The sequence below is a fragment of the Pedobacter sp. AC190 genome, from assembly GCF_979258025.1.
Map to the genome: position 1 here is coordinate 2899020 of NZ_OZ409824.1, position 16450 is coordinate 2915469.

Annotated in this window: 20 protein-coding genes; 16 read left to right on the plus strand and 4 right to left on the minus strand. The window is 34.7% G+C overall.

The window, feature by feature from the left end:
• Positions 1-33 precede the first annotated feature (33 nt).
• From ACZZZI_RS12710 to atpG, 8 genes are all read left to right on the plus strand, one after another.
• Positions 34-255: an AtpZ/AtpI family protein gene (locus ACZZZI_RS12710; protein ID WP_344766695.1), complete on the plus strand. Its 222-nt coding sequence runs from the start codon at positions 34-36 to the stop codon at positions 253-255.
• A gap of 105 nt (positions 256-360) precedes the next feature.
• Positions 361-807 (plus strand): hypothetical protein, encoded by a 447-nt coding sequence (locus ACZZZI_RS12715; protein WP_463489614.1) that lies wholly within the window; start codon positions 361-363, stop codon positions 805-807.
• 35 nt (positions 808-842) lie between these two features.
• Positions 843-2021, plus strand: a complete 1179-nt coding sequence (gene atpB / locus ACZZZI_RS12720; RefSeq protein WP_316755901.1) for a F0F1 ATP synthase subunit A — start codon at positions 843-845, stop codon at positions 2019-2021.
• A 37-nt stretch (positions 2022-2058) separates the two neighbouring features.
• On the plus strand, positions 2059-2268 hold the full coding sequence (gene atpE, locus ACZZZI_RS12725) for an ATP synthase F0 subunit C (protein ID WP_316755903.1): 210 nt from the start codon (positions 2059-2061) through the stop codon (positions 2266-2268).
• Positions 2269-2361: 93 nt separating this feature from the next.
• Positions 2362-2856 carry a F0F1 ATP synthase subunit B gene (locus ACZZZI_RS12730; protein ID WP_316755905.1) on the plus strand — a complete coding sequence of 165 codons (495 nt, stop codon included), beginning with the start codon at positions 2362-2364 and terminating at the stop codon, positions 2854-2856.
• Between the two features lie 107 nt (positions 2857-2963).
• Positions 2964-3503: an ATP synthase F1 subunit delta gene (gene atpH / locus ACZZZI_RS12735; protein ID WP_463489615.1), complete on the plus strand. Its 540-nt coding sequence runs from the start codon at positions 2964-2966 to the stop codon at positions 3501-3503.
• 224 nt (positions 3504-3727) lie between these two features.
• Positions 3728-5302: a F0F1 ATP synthase subunit alpha gene (gene atpA / locus ACZZZI_RS12740; protein ID WP_463489616.1), complete on the plus strand. Its 1575-nt coding sequence runs from the start codon at positions 3728-3730 to the stop codon at positions 5300-5302.
• Between the two features lie 86 nt (positions 5303-5388).
• Complete coding sequence (atpG, locus tag ACZZZI_RS12745; RefSeq protein ID WP_316755912.1) at positions 5389-6273, plus strand: ATP synthase F1 subunit gamma; 885 nt, start codon at positions 5389-5391, stop codon at positions 6271-6273.
• 74 nt (positions 6274-6347) lie between these two features.
• Here atpG and ACZZZI_RS12750 read toward each other — a convergent pair whose 3' ends face one another.
• Entirely contained in the window at positions 6348-7082 is a 735-nt protein-coding gene (locus tag ACZZZI_RS12750; protein ID WP_316755914.1) for a hypothetical protein, read from the minus strand.
• Positions 7083-7268: 186 nt separating this feature from the next.
• Here ACZZZI_RS12750 and ACZZZI_RS12755 point away from each other — a divergent pair, with 186 nt between their 5' ends.
• The 3 genes from ACZZZI_RS12755 (at position 7269) to ACZZZI_RS12765 (ending at position 9567) form a co-directional block, all read left to right on the plus strand.
• Positions 7269-8033 carry a 5'-nucleotidase, lipoprotein e(P4) family gene (locus tag ACZZZI_RS12755; RefSeq protein ID WP_316755917.1) on the plus strand — a complete coding sequence of 255 codons (765 nt, stop codon included), beginning with the start codon at positions 7269-7271 and terminating at the stop codon, positions 8031-8033.
• A gap of 58 nt (positions 8034-8091) precedes the next feature.
• Positions 8092-8310 carry a hypothetical protein gene (locus tag ACZZZI_RS12760; protein WP_316755918.1) on the plus strand — a complete coding sequence of 73 codons (219 nt, stop codon included), beginning with the start codon at positions 8092-8094 and terminating at the stop codon, positions 8308-8310.
• Positions 8311-8718: 408 nt separating this feature from the next.
• On the plus strand, positions 8719-9567 hold the full coding sequence (locus ACZZZI_RS12765; protein WP_316755921.1) for a DUF4349 domain-containing protein: 849 nt from the start codon (positions 8719-8721) through the stop codon (positions 9565-9567).
• 68 nt (positions 9568-9635) lie between these two features.
• On the opposite strand, the gene ruvC is transcribed toward ACZZZI_RS12765, so the two are convergent.
• A complete protein-coding gene (ruvC, locus tag ACZZZI_RS12770) occupies positions 9636-10223 on the minus strand; it encodes a crossover junction endodeoxyribonuclease RuvC (RefSeq protein WP_316755922.1) in 588 nt (195 codons plus the stop codon).
• A gap of 41 nt (positions 10224-10264) precedes the next feature.
• Here ruvC and ACZZZI_RS12775 point away from each other — a divergent pair, with 41 nt between their 5' ends.
• The 3 genes from ACZZZI_RS12775 to ACZZZI_RS12785 are packed head-to-tail and all read left to right on the plus strand — an operon-like array spanning position 10265 to position 13498.
• Positions 10265-11242 (plus strand): hypothetical protein, encoded by a 978-nt coding sequence (locus ACZZZI_RS12775; RefSeq protein ID WP_316755924.1) that lies wholly within the window; start codon positions 10265-10267, stop codon positions 11240-11242.
• Positions 11220-12356 (plus strand): glycosyltransferase family 2 protein, encoded by a 1137-nt coding sequence (locus ACZZZI_RS12780; protein ID WP_344766707.1) that lies wholly within the window; start codon positions 11220-11222, stop codon positions 12354-12356. Before ACZZZI_RS12775 ends, ACZZZI_RS12780 begins: the two co-directional genes overlap by 23 nt.
• Positions 12356-13498 carry an ABC transporter permease gene (locus ACZZZI_RS12785; protein ID WP_344766709.1) on the plus strand — a complete coding sequence of 381 codons (1143 nt, stop codon included), beginning with the start codon at positions 12356-12358 and terminating at the stop codon, positions 13496-13498. Before ACZZZI_RS12780 ends, ACZZZI_RS12785 begins: the two co-directional genes overlap by 1 nt.
• Here the strand turns inward: ACZZZI_RS12785 and ACZZZI_RS12790 are convergent.
• Positions 13488-13832, minus strand: a complete 345-nt coding sequence (locus ACZZZI_RS12790; RefSeq protein WP_316755930.1) for a TfoX/Sxy family protein — start codon at positions 13830-13832, stop codon at positions 13488-13490. The two genes, ACZZZI_RS12785 and ACZZZI_RS12790, sit on opposite strands and share 11 nt — an antisense overlap.
• Before the next feature lie 73 nt (positions 13833-13905).
• Here ACZZZI_RS12790 and ACZZZI_RS12795 point away from each other — a divergent pair, with 73 nt between their 5' ends.
• Both ACZZZI_RS12795 and ACZZZI_RS12800 read left to right on the plus strand, forming a co-directional pair.
• A complete protein-coding gene (locus ACZZZI_RS12795; RefSeq protein WP_316755932.1) occupies positions 13906-14514 on the plus strand; it encodes a ribonuclease HII in 609 nt (202 codons plus the stop codon).
• A 21-nt stretch (positions 14515-14535) separates the two neighbouring features.
• Positions 14536-15747, plus strand: a complete 1212-nt coding sequence (locus ACZZZI_RS12800; protein ID WP_316755934.1) for a glycosyltransferase — start codon at positions 14536-14538, stop codon at positions 15745-15747.
• 122 nt (positions 15748-15869) lie between these two features.
• Here the strand turns inward: ACZZZI_RS12800 and ACZZZI_RS12805 are convergent, their stop codons facing one another.
• On the minus strand, positions 15870-16433 hold the full coding sequence (locus ACZZZI_RS12805; protein ID WP_344766713.1) for a DUF4256 domain-containing protein: 564 nt from the start codon (positions 16431-16433) through the stop codon (positions 15870-15872).
• Positions 16434-16450 lie beyond the last annotated feature (17 nt).

Consider the following 16450-nt stretch of genomic DNA (forward strand, 5'->3'; position numbering starts at 1 on the left):
TTATTCAAAGTTAAATAATTATTGCATTAAAAAATGGAAAAGCCTAAAGAAGAGAATAGTGAAAAAAAGGTGAATGCAGCTGCAAAATATTCGGCTATTGGTTTTCAAATGATTGCAACAATAGGTTTACTAACTTTTATAGGCTATAAAATAGACCAGCACAGACAAAGCGAAACGAATATCATTACCGCGGCTTTTGCTTTATTAGGAGTAGGGATAGCCTTATTTCAGGTAATTAGGCAGGTAATGAAGTGATTTCGATAATTATATTTTGATGTATTATAAAATCTGCTTAAAAGTAATTAATAAAATATTCTCGTTTTAAGTACCGATTCAATTTAGTGAAACTCTACTAGATGTTTGATTTTAAAAACCTTATCTTTGGCAAAGTTTTTAAATAGCAAAGAAATTATTCCCTTGACTCTAGCCAAATTCACCAGTTTTTATTTGATTTTCGTCGGATTGCTAATCAGCCTAATTTTTGTCGTGCCGTTAATTTTTTCAACAGCTCAGCTTTTTGTGGCTAGTTTTTGGGTAATTTTTGGCTTTTTAGCTGGCATAACTTATATCGCTTACGCACTTGCTTATATTGGTATAAATCGAAATCCAGAGATGGGTGTTATGGCCATATTAGGCTCTGTTATTGTGAAGATGATTTTTTGTATGGCTTTTGTGCTGATTTACAGTATAAATACTAAGGAAAATGCGGTTCTTTTTATCGTAAATTTTTTTTCTCTTTATTTATTGTTTACGGCCTTTGAAATGTATTGTTTGTTGTGTAACTTGCGCCACCAAAATTTAAAGTAAAAAACTGCCAATAAATGGATTTTAACCAAGTTTTCATGTCGAAAGTTAAGAAGGTAATTGTTGTTTTTGCGCTTTTAACAGCGTTTTTATCTATCAAAAATGATACTTTCGCTCAAGTTGATAGCGTTGCTTCGTTGCCTGTAGATAGTGCTGTTGCAAACACAAGTGAAGTAGGTTCGGCTGTAGCCCAAAATGAAGCTCACGGAGAAAAAGAGAAAGGTTTTGATATTACCACTTTCATCTTTCATCACATTAGTGATAGTCATTATTTTACGCTTTTTGGTCATGGAGAGCATGGTTTTCATTTGCATTTGCCAATCATTTTATGGACAAATAATGGTTTGGTAACTTTTAACTCCTCTGCTTTTAAGTTTAATGATGATGGTACGCAGGTTGTAGAAAAAGACGGTCAACGTTTTGCAATTGCCCACAATAAAATTTATTACGCTAATACTACCGCAAATGAACATGGTTCTTTCGTTTCTCACGAAATCGTAGGTGGAGAAGAGAAAGTAACAAACGCCCGCCCAATCGATTTCTCGATTACAAAAAACGTTTTTAGTATGTTGCTTTCAGTTGTGCTGTTAGTAATTGTTTTTACTGTAGTTGCTTCTTCATATAAGAAAAGAGAAGGTAAAGCGCCTAAAGGTTTACAATCTTTCTTAGAGCCAATTATTATTTTTGTTCGTGATGATATCGCCAGACCAAATCTTGGTCATAAATATGCGGCTTTTATGCCTTATCTATTGTCGGTATTCTTTTTTATCTGGTTGAACAATATGTTAGGTTTGGTTCCATTCTTTCCAGGTGGTGCTAACGTAACGGGTAACATTGCTTTAACTATAGTTTTAGCAGCATGTACTTTCTTAATTATCACTTTTAAAGGTAATAAAAACTACTGGGGACACATTCTTAACCCGCCTGTGCCATGGTGGTTAAAACCATTAATGATTCCAGTAGAGATTTTTGGTATTTTCACTAAGCCTATCGCTTTAGCCATCAGGTTATTCGCGAACATTACTGCTGGTCACATCTTAGTAATGTCGTTACTTTGCTTAATTTTTATCTTTAACTCACTTTGGATAGCACCTGCTTCAATTTTCTTTGCTGTATTTATCGGCTTAATTGAGTTTTTGGTAGCATTTATTCAAGCGTTTATATTTACAATTCTATCGGCCTTATTTATAGGTATGGCCGTAGAGGAACACCATTAATTAGAACAATAATTGTTAAATAAATAAATAAATAAAAATGGGAATTACATCTTTAGCTGCAATCGGTGCAGGCCTAGCTGCAATTGGCGCAGGATTAGGTATCGGTAAAATTGGTGGATCTGCAATGGAATCTATTGCTCGTCAACCAGAAGCCGCTTCAAAAATTCAAACTGCTATGCTTATCGCTGCAGCCTTTATCGAGGCGGTTGCTTTATTCGCAGTAGTAGTTTCTTTGATTGCAAAATAATCAAAGAAAAAATCAATACAAGAACCTATTCGGGATTGCCGTTTAGGTTCTTGTTTAAATTGTATCGTGTAATAAGAATATTAAATATATAAGATGGATTTATTAGTTCCTGAAATTGGCTTGTTGGTATGGAATACCATTGCTTTTTTACTGTTGTTGTTTTTACTAGGTAAATTTGCCTGGAAACCAATTATGAAAGCAATACATGAGCGTGAGCAAAGTATTGATGATGCATTAAACAAAGCGGATTTAGCTAAACAAGAAATGGCTAGATTAACTGCTCAAAATCAAGATTTAATGCAGCAAGCACGTGCTGAACGCGATGAAATTTTGAAAGAAGCTAAAACTTTAAAAGATGGTATCTTAAACGAAGCTAAAAAACAAGCTCAGGTAGAAGGTGCTAAATTGATTGAGAAAGCTAAAATCGAAATCGAAAACCAAAAGAAAGCAGCTTTAGCAGAAGTTAAAGATCAGGTTTCTACATTATCATTAGAAATTGCTGAACGTGTTTTACGTACACAGTTAGATGATAAAACTAAACAAGAAGCTTTAGTAGCTAATTTGTTAAAAGACGTTGAATTAAATTAAGTTATAAGTATTACGTTTTAAGTTTTAAGTATTGGGTAGAGTTGTCGGGTTATTAATCAACAACTAAAACGTATCACTTATCACTTACAACTTACGACTCAAAATATATGTCAGAAATTAAAGTTGCAAGCAGATACGCAAAATCATTAATAGACTTAGCCGTTGAAAATAATACATTGGCTGATGCTTATAACGATATGGTATTGTTTGAAAATGTGGTTGATAAAACCCCGGAGTTAGAAGCGATATTGAAAAACCCAATTGTACCTTTAGATAAAAAAACTGGTATTTTAAACGGGATTTTCACTGATAAAGTAGGTGCGTTAACGCTTACTTTCTTTAAAATTGTGGTTTCTAAAGGACGTTCAGCTATTTTATTTGCTACTGCAAAACAATTTATAGAGCAATACAATAAAATAAAAGGTATTGTTACTGCTGATGTTACAACTGCAACTGTTTTAAGCGGAGCTGCTAAAGAACAGATTGTTGCTATTGTAAAAAGAGAATTAGGCGCTAATGAGGTTATTGTTAACGAAAAAATTGACGAAAAACTTATTGGTGGTTTTATTTTAAAGGTTGGCGACAAGCAGTTTGATGCAAGCATTGCCAGCGGATTAAATAAACTTAAGAAAGAATTTGCTGCTTAGAAGTATAAAGTAGTTAGTATTAAGTATCAAGATGGGGTTTTTTAGAAACTTTGAGTGGTACTGAAATAACAAAAGAACTACTGCAATAAATAATATAAACCCGATTGGCAGCGGTATTTTTGTCATCCTGAGCGTAGTCGAAGGACAAAAATTAAGCAGAAAGCGGGACTGGAATAACAAAAAAGTACAAGATTTACATTTACAAAAAGATATAAATTAAAATTATGGTAGAGGTAAGACCAGACGAAGTATCGGCAATTATCAGACAGCAATTGGCGGGCTTCAAATCAGAAACCGAACTGGAAGAAGTTGGTACCGTGTTGCAAGTGGGCGACGGTATTGCCCGTGTTTACGGTTTAACTAAAGTTCAATCGGGTGAGTTGGTTGAATTTGGAAACGGCCTGCAAGGCATTGTATTAAACCTTGAAGAAGATAACGTTGGTGTGGTACTTTTAGGTGCTTCTGACGGGATTAAAGAAGGTGATACAATTAAACGTACTAAAAAAATTGCCTCTATTAAAGTTGGTGAAGGTATGCTTGGCCGTGTAGTTAACACTTTAGGTGAGCCTTTAGATGGTAAAGGTCCAATTCAAGGTGAAACTTACGAAATGCCTTTAGAGCGTAAAGCACCTGGTGTAATTTATCGTCAGCCAGTAAATGAGCCTTTACAAACTGGTATTAAAGCAATCGATGCAATGATTCCAATTGGTCGTGGTCAACGTGAGTTGGTTATTGGCGATCGTCAGATTGGTAAAACAGCGGTTTGTATTGATACCATTATTAACCAAAAAGAATTTTATGAAGCAGGCCAGCCTGTGTTCTGTATTTATGTTGCTATTGGTCAGAAAAACTCTACCGTTGCAAACATTGTACGTACACTAGAGGAAAACGGCGCTTTACCATATACGGTTGTTGTTGCTGCTTCGGCTGCAGATCCTGCTCCAATGCAGTTTTATGCTCCGTTTGCAGGTGCTGCAATTGGCGAGTTTTTCCGTGATACTGGAAGACCAGCTTTAATTGTTTATGATGATTTATCTAAACAAGCTGTTGCTTACCGTGAGGTGTCATTATTACTACGTCGTCCACCAGGTCGTGAGGCTTATCCAGGTGATGTTTTCTACTTACACAGTCGTTTGTTAGAAAGAGCTGCGAAAATCAATGCAAATGATGATATCGCAAAAGCAATGAACGATTTACCAGAATCGATTAGACATATTGTTAAAGGTGGTGGTTCATTAACAGCTTTACCAATTATTGAAACTCAAGCTGGTGACGTTTCTGCATACATTCCAACTAACGTAATTTCGATTACTGATGGTCAGATTTTCTTGGAGTCGAACTTGTTCAACTCAGGTATTCGTCCAGCTATTAACGTAGGTATTTCGGTATCACGTGTAGGTGGTAATGCGCAAATTAAATCGATGAAAAAAGTAGCTGGTACTTTAAAGTTAGATCAGGCTCAATACCGTGAATTAGAGGCTTTCTCTAAATTCGGTTCTGATTTAGATGCTGCAACGAAATCGGTTTTAGATAAAGGTGCACGTAATGTACAAATGTTAAAACAAGCACAGTTTACTCCTTTTACTGTAGAGAAACAAGTTGCTATCGTTTATGCGGGTACTAAAAACTTAATGCGTAGTGTACCAGTTGATAAAGTAAAAGAATTCGAAACTGAATATTTAACTCAATTGGAAATGCGTCATCCAGACACTTTAGCAGCATTAAAAGCTGGTAAATTTGATGATACTATTACCGGTGTTTTAGATACAGTTGCAAAAGAGATTTCAAGTAAATATTAATTAGATACAAGTAGCGAGTATCAGGTATCAAGACAGGTAACGAATCCAATCTTGATATTTGATACTTAATACTCGATACTTAAAGAATGGCTAATTTAAAAGAAGTAAGAAACCGAATTGCGTCGGTACAATCAACCCAACAGATTACCAAAGCTATGAAAATGGTTTCGGCTGCTAAGTTGAAACGTGCTACTAATGCAATTATCGCTTTACGTCCTTATGCAACTAAACTTAAAGAAATTTTAGAAAATCTTTCAGCAAGTTTAGAAGGTTCTTCATCGCCTTTTATCGAAGAGCGTGAGCCCAATAAGGTTTTAATTGTTACTGTATCATCAAACCGTGGTTTGGCTGGTGCCTTTAACATGAACGTAATTAAAGCGGCCAACAATTTAATTGCTGAGAAATATAGCGAGCAGTTTAAAAACGGTAATGTTAGCATTATTTCTATTGGTAAGAAAACTCAGGATTTCTACGAAAAGCGTAAATACAACGTTGTTGGTAACAATAATGAACTGTATGCTGCTTTAACCTTCGAAAACGTAACCAAAATTACCGATACCATTATGGATGGTTTTGTTAAAGGTGAATATGATAGAGTGGAAGTGATTTACAACCGTTTCAGAAACGCAGCGGTCCAATTTATTACTACTGAACAATTATTGCCTTTAGTTAAAGAGGAAGAAGTTAAAACTGATGCAAAAGCTGCAAATGTAGATTACATCTTGGAGCCTTCGAAAGAAGAAATTGTAGAACAATTAATTCCTAAATCAATTAAAATTCAGTTATACAAAGCGGTGTTAGATTCTCACGCATCTGAGCATGGCGCACGTATGACATCGATGGATAAGGCAACCGAAAATGCTGGTGAATTATTGAAAGCTTTAAAACTTTCGTATAACCAGGCTCGTCAGGCAGCAATTACAACAGAGTTAACAGAGATTGTAAGTGGTGCAGCAGCATTGAACGGATAAACCCGATTTGTCATCCTAAGCTTGCCTAAGGATTTAACTAAAAAGCCCATTCTTAATTGAAATGGGCTTTTTAGTTAAAAATAAAGGTTCTCTGGATTGATTATTAACCGTAAATATCCATTCTCAATTTTTTTAATATTCGTGCCATCGGCCCGGTAAACTGATGCATTGAATTTTGCTTCTAACAAGTACTTTCCTGATTTTAGTTTTTGCAAGTTTGTGATTTCAAATTTAGATTGACTTTGCAATTCAGGCTTTAACGGCGCATGATAAGCAAGACTCGAATATCCATTTGTTTGCAAGCCATAATTATCTCCAGATAATTCAAAAAGAACACCGTTTTGAGAATTATTTCTACTAAAGTCCATAGCGAATTTACGTTCGCCTACAGAAAATAAATCTAATTTGTTTTTGGGTACAAAAAAATTGGTTTGGTTGGTTTCTGGCTGAGCTTGATTTTTGTTGTATTTTTTTAGGAAAGAGATCTCAATTCCGTTTCTGTTCCCATCTTCGAAAAGGAACCCGACTCCAAACATCACTGAATCTTTATCCCCCGAGGTATACTCTTTCTGCTTTACTAACGAATCGAGATTCACATTAGCCACGGCATTTCTTAACGAGTTACTCCTTGTTTGTGATTTTTTTTGTACCATTTGCTTTCCATCAATAATGTACGAAACAGAATCTTTTAACAGTTCCAATGGATCAGTTTTTTCAATGACTGGAGGCTCGATTATTGGGTTTTCCTTCTTGCAGGCAGCAAGACACAATAAGGCTATTGCGAGCCCTATTAATTTTTTAGTTTTCATATAATTGATTTTATTTGTGTGTGCTTAAAAATAATGAAATCTTGTAACTAAAAAATTAATGGGATAACAAATGGCGTAAATTATTTGTGGTTTAACCGTAATTGATTGATGGTTACCTTAATTAATTTAGAATAAATGTATTGTGCATAATTAGGAGTTAATATCTTTGTTCATTAATATTCCATCATGAAAAAATACATTTTAATCATCTTAACACTCGCTCCATTTTTTGTTAAGGCGCAATCGCCAGCAAGAGATTACACTAATGCAGTGCTTTGGCAACAAACTTCGGGCGAATATAAAGCACTATGTTTTCAAGCTTATAATTTTGCCCGCTTATCACTTAAAGAAGCTTTATGGGCCGATACCAGTAAAAAACCAAATTGTGTTATTGTAGATATAGATGAAACTGTTTTAGATAATTCTCCCTTCCAAGGTCATGAAATTAAAAAAGGTTTAAGCTATAACCCTGCCGATTGGACAGCGTGGACAAATTTATCACAGGCAGATACCGTACCAGGTGCTTTAGATTTTTTAAAATTTGCGGCTTCTAAAAATATCGAAACTTTCTACCTCAGCAACCGTGATGAAAAAGATTATACACCAACGCTTAAGAACTTGCAAAAATTTGGTTTTCCATATGCAGATGATGCACATTTGCTCGTTTCAAAAGGAACTTCTAATAAAGAACCTAGAAGACAAAAAATAGCCGAAACCCACAATATTTTGATGTTATGTGGCGATAATTTAAGCGATTTCTCCAATGTGTTTTACCGTGAAAATAAGAATACAACAGAGCAGGTTAGTACGAATCAAACACTCTTTGGCGTGAAATATATTGTACTGCCCAACCCAATGTATGGCGACTGGGAAAAGCCTTTATATCAAGGCGAAAACCTAAATGATAAAGACAAAGCAAAACAGCGCTTAGAACGATTAAAAAGTTACTAAGTTTATGTAATTATTCAGCAATAAGTATTACTTTTGCAGCATCATAAAAATAAACATTATGGAGAACAACGAAATAAAGCACAATACAGAAAGCATGAAAACAGCTAACCAGGCTGGAATCTACAAATTAATAATTTTTGGTGTACTGGTTTGCATGGTTGGTACTTATTTACGTTTCGCCTTCGATTCATCTATGTTATCTTTAGTTTCATGGATTATTTTATTCATCGGTGCAATTATTAGTATTAAAGGTGTGTTCAAAATTTTAGACGCATAGTATTTCTCTCTAAATATTAAAGCCTGTCATGTTAAAAATCACGACAGGCTTTTTTGTTTTAATATTATTTAGAAAAGCAAGTTTCTGTGCTTTTGGGTTCCATTAGCCCTGCCATTCGCTTTACTCGCCCAATTGAAAGAATTGGCTTCATGCACACTACTGTCAGGTTTAATTTACATACGAAAACCTAACTATTCGAGTGCTAAATGCAATCTCAAAGCTAAAATTTTAGGCTTTAAATCCTCCTAATAACTCGCCAAAACTTAAAGCCTCGAGCTACTAAGGGTTACCTAAATCACTTTTTTGTATAAAGGGAAAATACAACGTTACAATAAAAAATACGTTGAACTTCTAATGGCCATTTGAAGCAAATATTTAAAATGATTAATTTTTTAGAACCACTAAATCATGAAAAGGAATATTATTGCTATAGCCATAATCGTAGGATTATTTGGTTGCCAAAATGCTAATAGAAAATCAGAAAGCGCTGATGCCATCAGTGTAAATGAATTAAATAAAGAAGCTATTGATACTGCCGCTTCGAAGATTATTAAAACCGCCGATATGCGGTTTCGCGTAAAAGATGTTCAGAAAACCAAAGAACAATTAAGTCAAACCATCAAAGCCCAAGGCGGAGCAATTGCCGAATTTTCTATCGAAAGTGCAATTCAAGAAACAGATAAGGTAAGATTATCTACCGATTCATTAAAAGAAATTACTTCTTATCGTACGGAAGGTTATCTGGTAGCTAAAGTTCCATCAGAAAAACTTGATGAGTTTACGAATACTATTGCTAAAATTGCGGTATTTGTAAATAGTTCATCCATGAAAATGGACGATCAGAGTATTATTTATCTGGCAAATAAAATGAAAGCTCAGAATAGGGTAGTTGCTTCTAATCAGATTGCTCAAATTCCATCAAAAAAAACCGATAATATAGAAACCTCTTTGGCCTTAAAGGATGATTATGTTGATCGGAAAATTGACAACATGAGTATCGATGCTCGTGTGAAATACAGTACCATTACACTTAATTTTTATCAGGATAATACCGTAAAAACAATGGTTGTTGCAAATGACAATTTATCTGATTACCGCCCTGCTTTTGCTAATCGTTTATGGCTTAATATTGTAAACGGTTGGACAATATTTATGGAGTTAATTTTAGCGCTTTCTAATCTGTGGATGTTATTTTTACTTGTAATTGCAGGATACCTTGCTTTCAAATACTATAGAAATAAAAAAAGTCTAAGTTAATTCGTTCTTTAATTTTATACATTGATTATATAGTATTTCGGTCGGTGAAACGCCGACCGAAACTAATTCTATTTCTTAGCTTTAACAGCTAAGCCCTTAACTTTAGTCTTATTATCAGTTACAAAAGATTCCCAACCAGAATAAGTTTTAGATTTGCCTCCAGTAGTGATTTTTTGAAACGAATGGCAAACTGCAACGGCCAAACCATCAGTAGCATCTAAAAACTCGGGTGTTTCTTTAAAATTTAGCAAACGTTGCAGCATAGCAGCTACCTGTTCTTTAGTGGCATTTCCGTTACCTGTAATCGATTGCTTTATCTTTCTTGGAGAATATTCGGTTACAGATATGTTTCTCGAAAGAGCCGCTGCAATTGCCGTTCCCTGTGCCCGCCCTAGTTTTAATAAAACCTGAATATTTTTTCCATAAAATGGAGCTTCAATAGCTAAAACGTCTGGTTTATATTGATCGATAAGTACAACTGTTTTTTCGAAAATTCGTTGAAGTTTTAAGAAAGGATCATCAAGGTGAGTCATTTTAACCACACCCATACTCAGCAATTCGGTTTTATTCCCTTTCTCTAAAATAATCCCATAACCCATCACCGCTGTACCTGGGTCAATTCCCAAAATTATGCGTTCCTTTTTTTCGTTCAACATTACAGCAATATTAAGCATATTTGCAAACTAAAAAGATAAAGTTGACAGCAAGGAGCAAAAAAATATTAACGATTATAATTAAAGCTGCAATTATTGTATTTGCTTTTTGGTTCATCTATCACAAGGTTGTAGCCAATAAAAATCTGCAAAATTTCGAATTGCTTTTAAGCAATATTCCAAAAGTAGAAATTATAAGCATTATCGGATTGGTTTTCTTATTAATGTTTGTAAACTGGTTTTTAGAAGCTGCAAAGTGGAAGAGGTTAATGTTGAAAATAGAAAGTATCAGCTTTTACAGGGCTATTGAATCTGTTTTCTGCGGACTAACATTAGCCATTTTTACGCCCAACCGATTAGGTGAATACGGAGGAAGAGTTTTCTTCTTATCACCCAAAAGAAGAATTGTAGGCGTAGTTGCAATGGCGGTCGGAAATATTGGTCAGTTGGTTTTAACTAATATTTTTGGTGCAATTGCCTTAAGCTTATTTATTTATCGTTTTATCGATTTAGATTATCGTTTATTCTTCGCCATTCAGATTTTAGCTGTAGCTTTTTGTCTTTTCTTTATCGTATTTTATTTTAATATACAATGGCTTAATGGCATTTTATTATCATTTAAATTTACTCGTAAATACAAGAAATTTTACAGTATTTTGGGCCGTTACCGAAAGGGAGAACTGTTCAGAATTTTGATGTTTTGTTTAGCCCGCTACCTGGTTTTTAGCTCCCAATATTTTATACTTTTTATTTGGCTGGTTCCAGGTTTGCATTATGCAGATATTGTAATGATGATCTGCATTTTATTTTTTGTTCAATCTACTTTGCCGTCGCTCGATTTGTTTGATGTTGGTATTAGAAGTGTAACAGCCTCGTACTTTTTTAGCTATATAACCAAGCAAGATGTTGCCGTTATTGCATGTACGGCAAGTATATGGCTAATAAATATTATTATTCCTGCTATCTTAGGCACTTATTTCGTTTTTAAACTCAATTTTTTTGGAAATTCTAAATCTAATTAGTCTAATATCAACTGCTCTAACGTTAATTTACGGTTTTTTAGTGGTCACGTTTATTACAGGCTGGCATAAGCTTATCTTTTTTAAAGCACATAATTCTGAATCCAAAACCAAGGTTTCGATTATTGTTGCCGCACGAGATGAAGAATTGAATATTAGTAAAACCATCGACGATTTACTTGCGCAACAATACCCAAAAAATTTAACAGAGATTATTATTATTGATGATCATTCTACGGATCGGACTGCCGAAATAGTTTTGAGTTATGTTAATCAAAATGTAAAACTGATTAAGCTTAATGAAGATAAGGCCCTGAATTCTTATAAAAAAAAGGCGATTCAAACTGCAATTGGAAGCTGTTCTGGCGATTTAATTATTACTACAGACGCTGACTGTAGAATGGGTGAAAAATGGCTTTCGAGTATTGTAGATTTTTATCAGATAAAAGGGTATAAAATGATTTCATCGCCCGTGGCTTATTTTCAGGAGCACAATTTATTTGAACGATTGCAGTCTTTAGAGTTTTTATACTTGATAGGTTTGGGGGCATCAACGATAGGCAATAGAAAACCATCGACCTGTAATGGAGCAAATTTGGCTTACGAGAAAAAGACTTTTTATGAGGTTGGGGGTTTTCAGGGGATTGATGATTTAGCATCTGGTGATGATGAACTGCTGCTACATAAAATCGCAGCAAAGTATCCCGATAAAATTGGGTTTTTAAAAAACCAGGATGCCATTGTTTACACGCATGCAAAAGCAACTTTGGCTTCTTTTATTCAGCAGCGTAAACGTTGGGCTTCGAAAAGTACGCGTTATAAAAATAAATCAATAATTGTTTTAGGTGTATTCGTTTGGAGCTTTAATGTTAGCATTTTGGCTAATTTTATAGCAGGATTTTTTATTCCAGGTTTTTTCATGATTACATTTTATCAGATTTTAGCTAAAATGATTTTAGAAAGCTTATTTTTATGGAATGTAACAGGTTTTGCAAAACGCAGAAGCCTGATGGTTTTAATTCCTCTTTTAAATGTTTTACATATTCTGTACATTATCTATATCGGCATTGCAGGAAATAGCGGAAAATACAATTGGAAAGGCAGAATGGTTAGATAATGGATAATAGCCCATCAAGAAAAGTCTGGTTAAAATTTCGTAGAAACAAGCTTGCGCTAAGCGGCTTGATTTTTATTTTACTTTTGATGTTGATTGGAGTTTTAGGCTATCTGATTATGCCCGATAATTCGCCAAATGCAAATACCATGCATTTGCAGCTTACCAATAAAAAACCAGGTCGGAGTTTTCAGTTTTTAATCATTAGCAAAAATCCAAAAGTTAAAAAAGTTAACTTTTTCGAACGCATGCTTTATGGCCAGGAACCAAATTTTAAAAGTATTCCTATAACTTCTTACAGAATTTCAAATAATCAAGTTTTTATTCGCGAATATATTGGAGATGATGAACGGGCAGAAGAATCTAGTTATAAACTTAAAGATTTATGTAATAATTGCACATTACCCTCCAAACTCGGCAACGAAAAGAAACTATTAGAGTTAAATAATATTTATTCAAAAACTTTCCTTTTGGGTACTGATATTTATGGTCGAGATTTATTAAGTAGATTAGTATTAGGCATTCGGGTTTCACTTTCGGTAGGATTAATGGCTGTGCTTATTTCCTTATTTATTGGGGTAAGCTTGGGTGCAATTGCAGGATATTTTGGTGGCAAAGTAGATGCCGCAATAAGTTGGTTTATGAATGTAGTTTGGTCGCTGCCTTCGCTATTATTGGTTATTGCAATTTCCTTCGCATTAGGAAAAGGTTTCTGGCAAATCTTTATAGCCGTTGGTTTATCAACCTGGGTTGATGTAGCAAGACTTGTTCGTGGACAGGTAATGGCTTTAAAAGAAGTTGAATTTGTAGAGGCCGCAAGAGCTTTGGGTTTTAGTACATCTAGAACAATTGTAAAGCACATTTTACCAAATATTGCAGGGCCTATTCTAGTTGTAGCATCTGCAAATTTTGCATCCGCAATTTTACTGGAAACAGGGTTGAGTTTCCTGGGCTTTGGCGCTCAGCCGCCTATGCCAAGTTGGGGAAGCATGATTAAGGAACATTTTGGTTACATTATCATGGATGCCGCTTATCTAGCCGTTTTACCAGGTTTGGCAATAATGTTTACGGTTTATGCATTTAATGTTTTAGCCATTGGCTTACGCGATGCTTTTGATGTAAAGGGACAAAATATTAGCGTTTAGGTTTTGATGCCTTTGCTATTGGATTAAACTCCAATGCCAAGTTGATCCAGAAATCCAGTTCGTCATTTCGGTTAAGTACATCTTCTGAAACTAAAATATAGCCTTTCATTAGTTTGCTTCCCATAGTCATTTGCTTCCAGCCGTTTTTGTTGTCTAAATTTTCCAAAGCCTTGGGATTTATCCGTAGCATCATATCTTCTTTCGATACACCAATGCACATTTTGCCATTAACCATAAAAACAATACCACCAAACATTATTTTTTCCTCCACATCTGGCAAATCCATTAATTTTTCCGCAATTCGGTTTGCTAAAATTTCGTTGTATTTCCTCATACTTGTTTTAATCAAATTTACTTAATCTGTAATAGCCTGAAGAAATATAACCGTTATTCTTTAAATTTGCACAATGCTGTTAAACTGTTATCAATATGAATTTTTAGAAGCTGGTTGCGATGAAGCTGGTAGGGGCTGCCTTGCAGGGCCAGTTTTTGCTGCTGCTGTAATTCTTCCAAAAGGCTTTGTTTTAGAAGGTTTAAATGATTCTAAACAGTTAACACATACTCAACGCGATTTACTTCGACCTATAATTGAAAAAGAAGCTTTGGCATGGGCTGTTGCCTCTTGCGATCATGAAGAAATTGATAAGATAAATATTTTAAATGCTTCTTTTCTGGCGATGCATCGTGCTATAGAACAATTAAAAACTCAACCAAAATATTTAGTTATCGATGGTAATCGCTTTAAAGCCTATCCTCAAATTCCACATAGTTGTATTATTAAAGGCGATGGAAAATATTTAAATATTGCAGCAGCTTCCATTCTGGCAAAAACGCATCGCGATGAATATATGACTAATCTACATATAGATTTTCCTGAGTATAACTGGCAGAAAAATAAAGGTTATCCAACAATTGCACATCGTAGAGCGGTAATAGAAATCGGTTTATCGCCGTTTCACCGAAAAACTTTTAATGTTAGTGCGCCTCAACTCGATTTGTTTTCAAAAAACATCTAAATTTCGTATTTTCACAACATCGTGAAAATTCTGTTAATTACTAAGCGGATTCCCTTTCCGCCAAATAGTGGTTATCCTATTGTGGTTTACAACACCATGAAAGGTTTACTACAACTTGGTGCCGATATTACTTTGTTTAGCCTCAACCCTGCAAATTCCAGATTGGATTTGGAAGATATCTCTGATCCAATTTTTGAAAAAATAAAAACTCATACACACGATTTAGATACAGAAGTAAATGTATGGGCGGCATTTTTTAATATTTTCACAAACGAATCTTACAATGTTTCCAGGTATTACAATGAAGATGCGGCAAGACAGCTCGAAAACGTGTTACGTGAAAATACATTTGACATTATTCAGTTCGAAGGACTTTTTGTAGTTCCTTACCTTGATGTTGTTAAGGCCAATAGCAACGCCAAATTGATTTACAGAGCACATAATATTGAGTTTACAATGTGGGAACGACTTTCGCATTCGGAAAGTTTTTTAATCAGAAGGAAATATTTGGCATTTTTGGCACAACGACTGAAAGCTTATGAAACCGAACAGATTAATCGTTTTCACCAAATTTTTGCAATTAGTGAGCCTGATCGACAAAGTATTTTAATGTTTGGCTGTGAAGTGCCAATGACAGTTTTTCCCGTTGCTATTGATTTAGAAAGGTATAAAGTTGATAAAACGAAAACTAGTTTTCCAACACTTTTTCATTTAGGGGCTATGGATTGGCGGCCCAATCAAGAAGGTTTAGAGTGGTTTTTAGATGATATCTGGCCTGATATCGAAAAACTAAACAAAGATCTCCGTTTCTACATTGCAGGAAAAAACATGCAGAAGCATTTCTTCGAGTACGATTCGGATAATTTGATTGTAGAAGGTGAAGTTTTTGATGCTGTAGAATTTATGAATTCGAAAGCAATAATGATTGTTCCTTTGATTTCTGGTACAGGAATGCGGGTAAAAATTATTGAAGGTATGGCTATGAAGAAATGCATTATTGCAACCACTACAGCTGCCGAAGGTATAAATTGCAGACATGGACACGATATTTTAATTGCAGATTCTGCTGATGAATTTTATCGTTCTATATTACAGTGCGTAATTAATCCAAAACGTTGGCTCGAAATAGGCGAGAACGCTCGTAAAACTGTAGAGAACGAACATGGTGTGCACTTAATATCATCTCAAATGCTAAATATTTATGAAGATCTAATCAGTGTAAAAGCAGATTAATTTATTTTCTATACAAATAGGCTTCAATTAATCTAGCAATAAACTCCGATTTATTTTTCTTTTAGTTTGGCGTAAATTTCTTGAATTCGGATGTATTTGCTGCAAAATTTATAGCATATTTTTTAAACTCTTAGTAAGCCACGGAAGGCTCTTGCTGCGTAATAAGATTGCGCTCCATTATGATAAACGAATACGGTATCATATCTATAATCGCAAAAAAGAGCACCGCCAAGTTTTCTTATAGCTGTTGGGGTAGCAACCCAACTCGATGTTTTCTCGTCAAATTTTCCAAGTTTTTGTAAGTTACGATACTGCTCTTCATTTAAAAGCTCGATACCCATTACTGCAGCTGCATCAATAACATTATTTTCTGGTTTGTTTTCTTTTCTGGCATCAAGCGCTTCACGGTCGTAGCAAAAACTTCTTCTTCCTTTAGGGCTTTCTGGAGAACAGTCACAAAAAATGTATTCCTCCGTTTTTGTATCATAATCAATAACATCAGGTTCGCCTCCCGTAGCTTCCATTTCCTTCAGCGACCATAATTTTTCTGAATTTGTTTGTAGCTTTGATTCTACTTTAGCCCATTCCATGTTCTTATGGCGATTTGTATTCTTCTCAAATCGTGTTTTTAACGTTTTGATGAGCGTTTCAATTTGTTCTGGTTGTAAAACCTTCTTATTACTCATAATCTACTTATATTGAA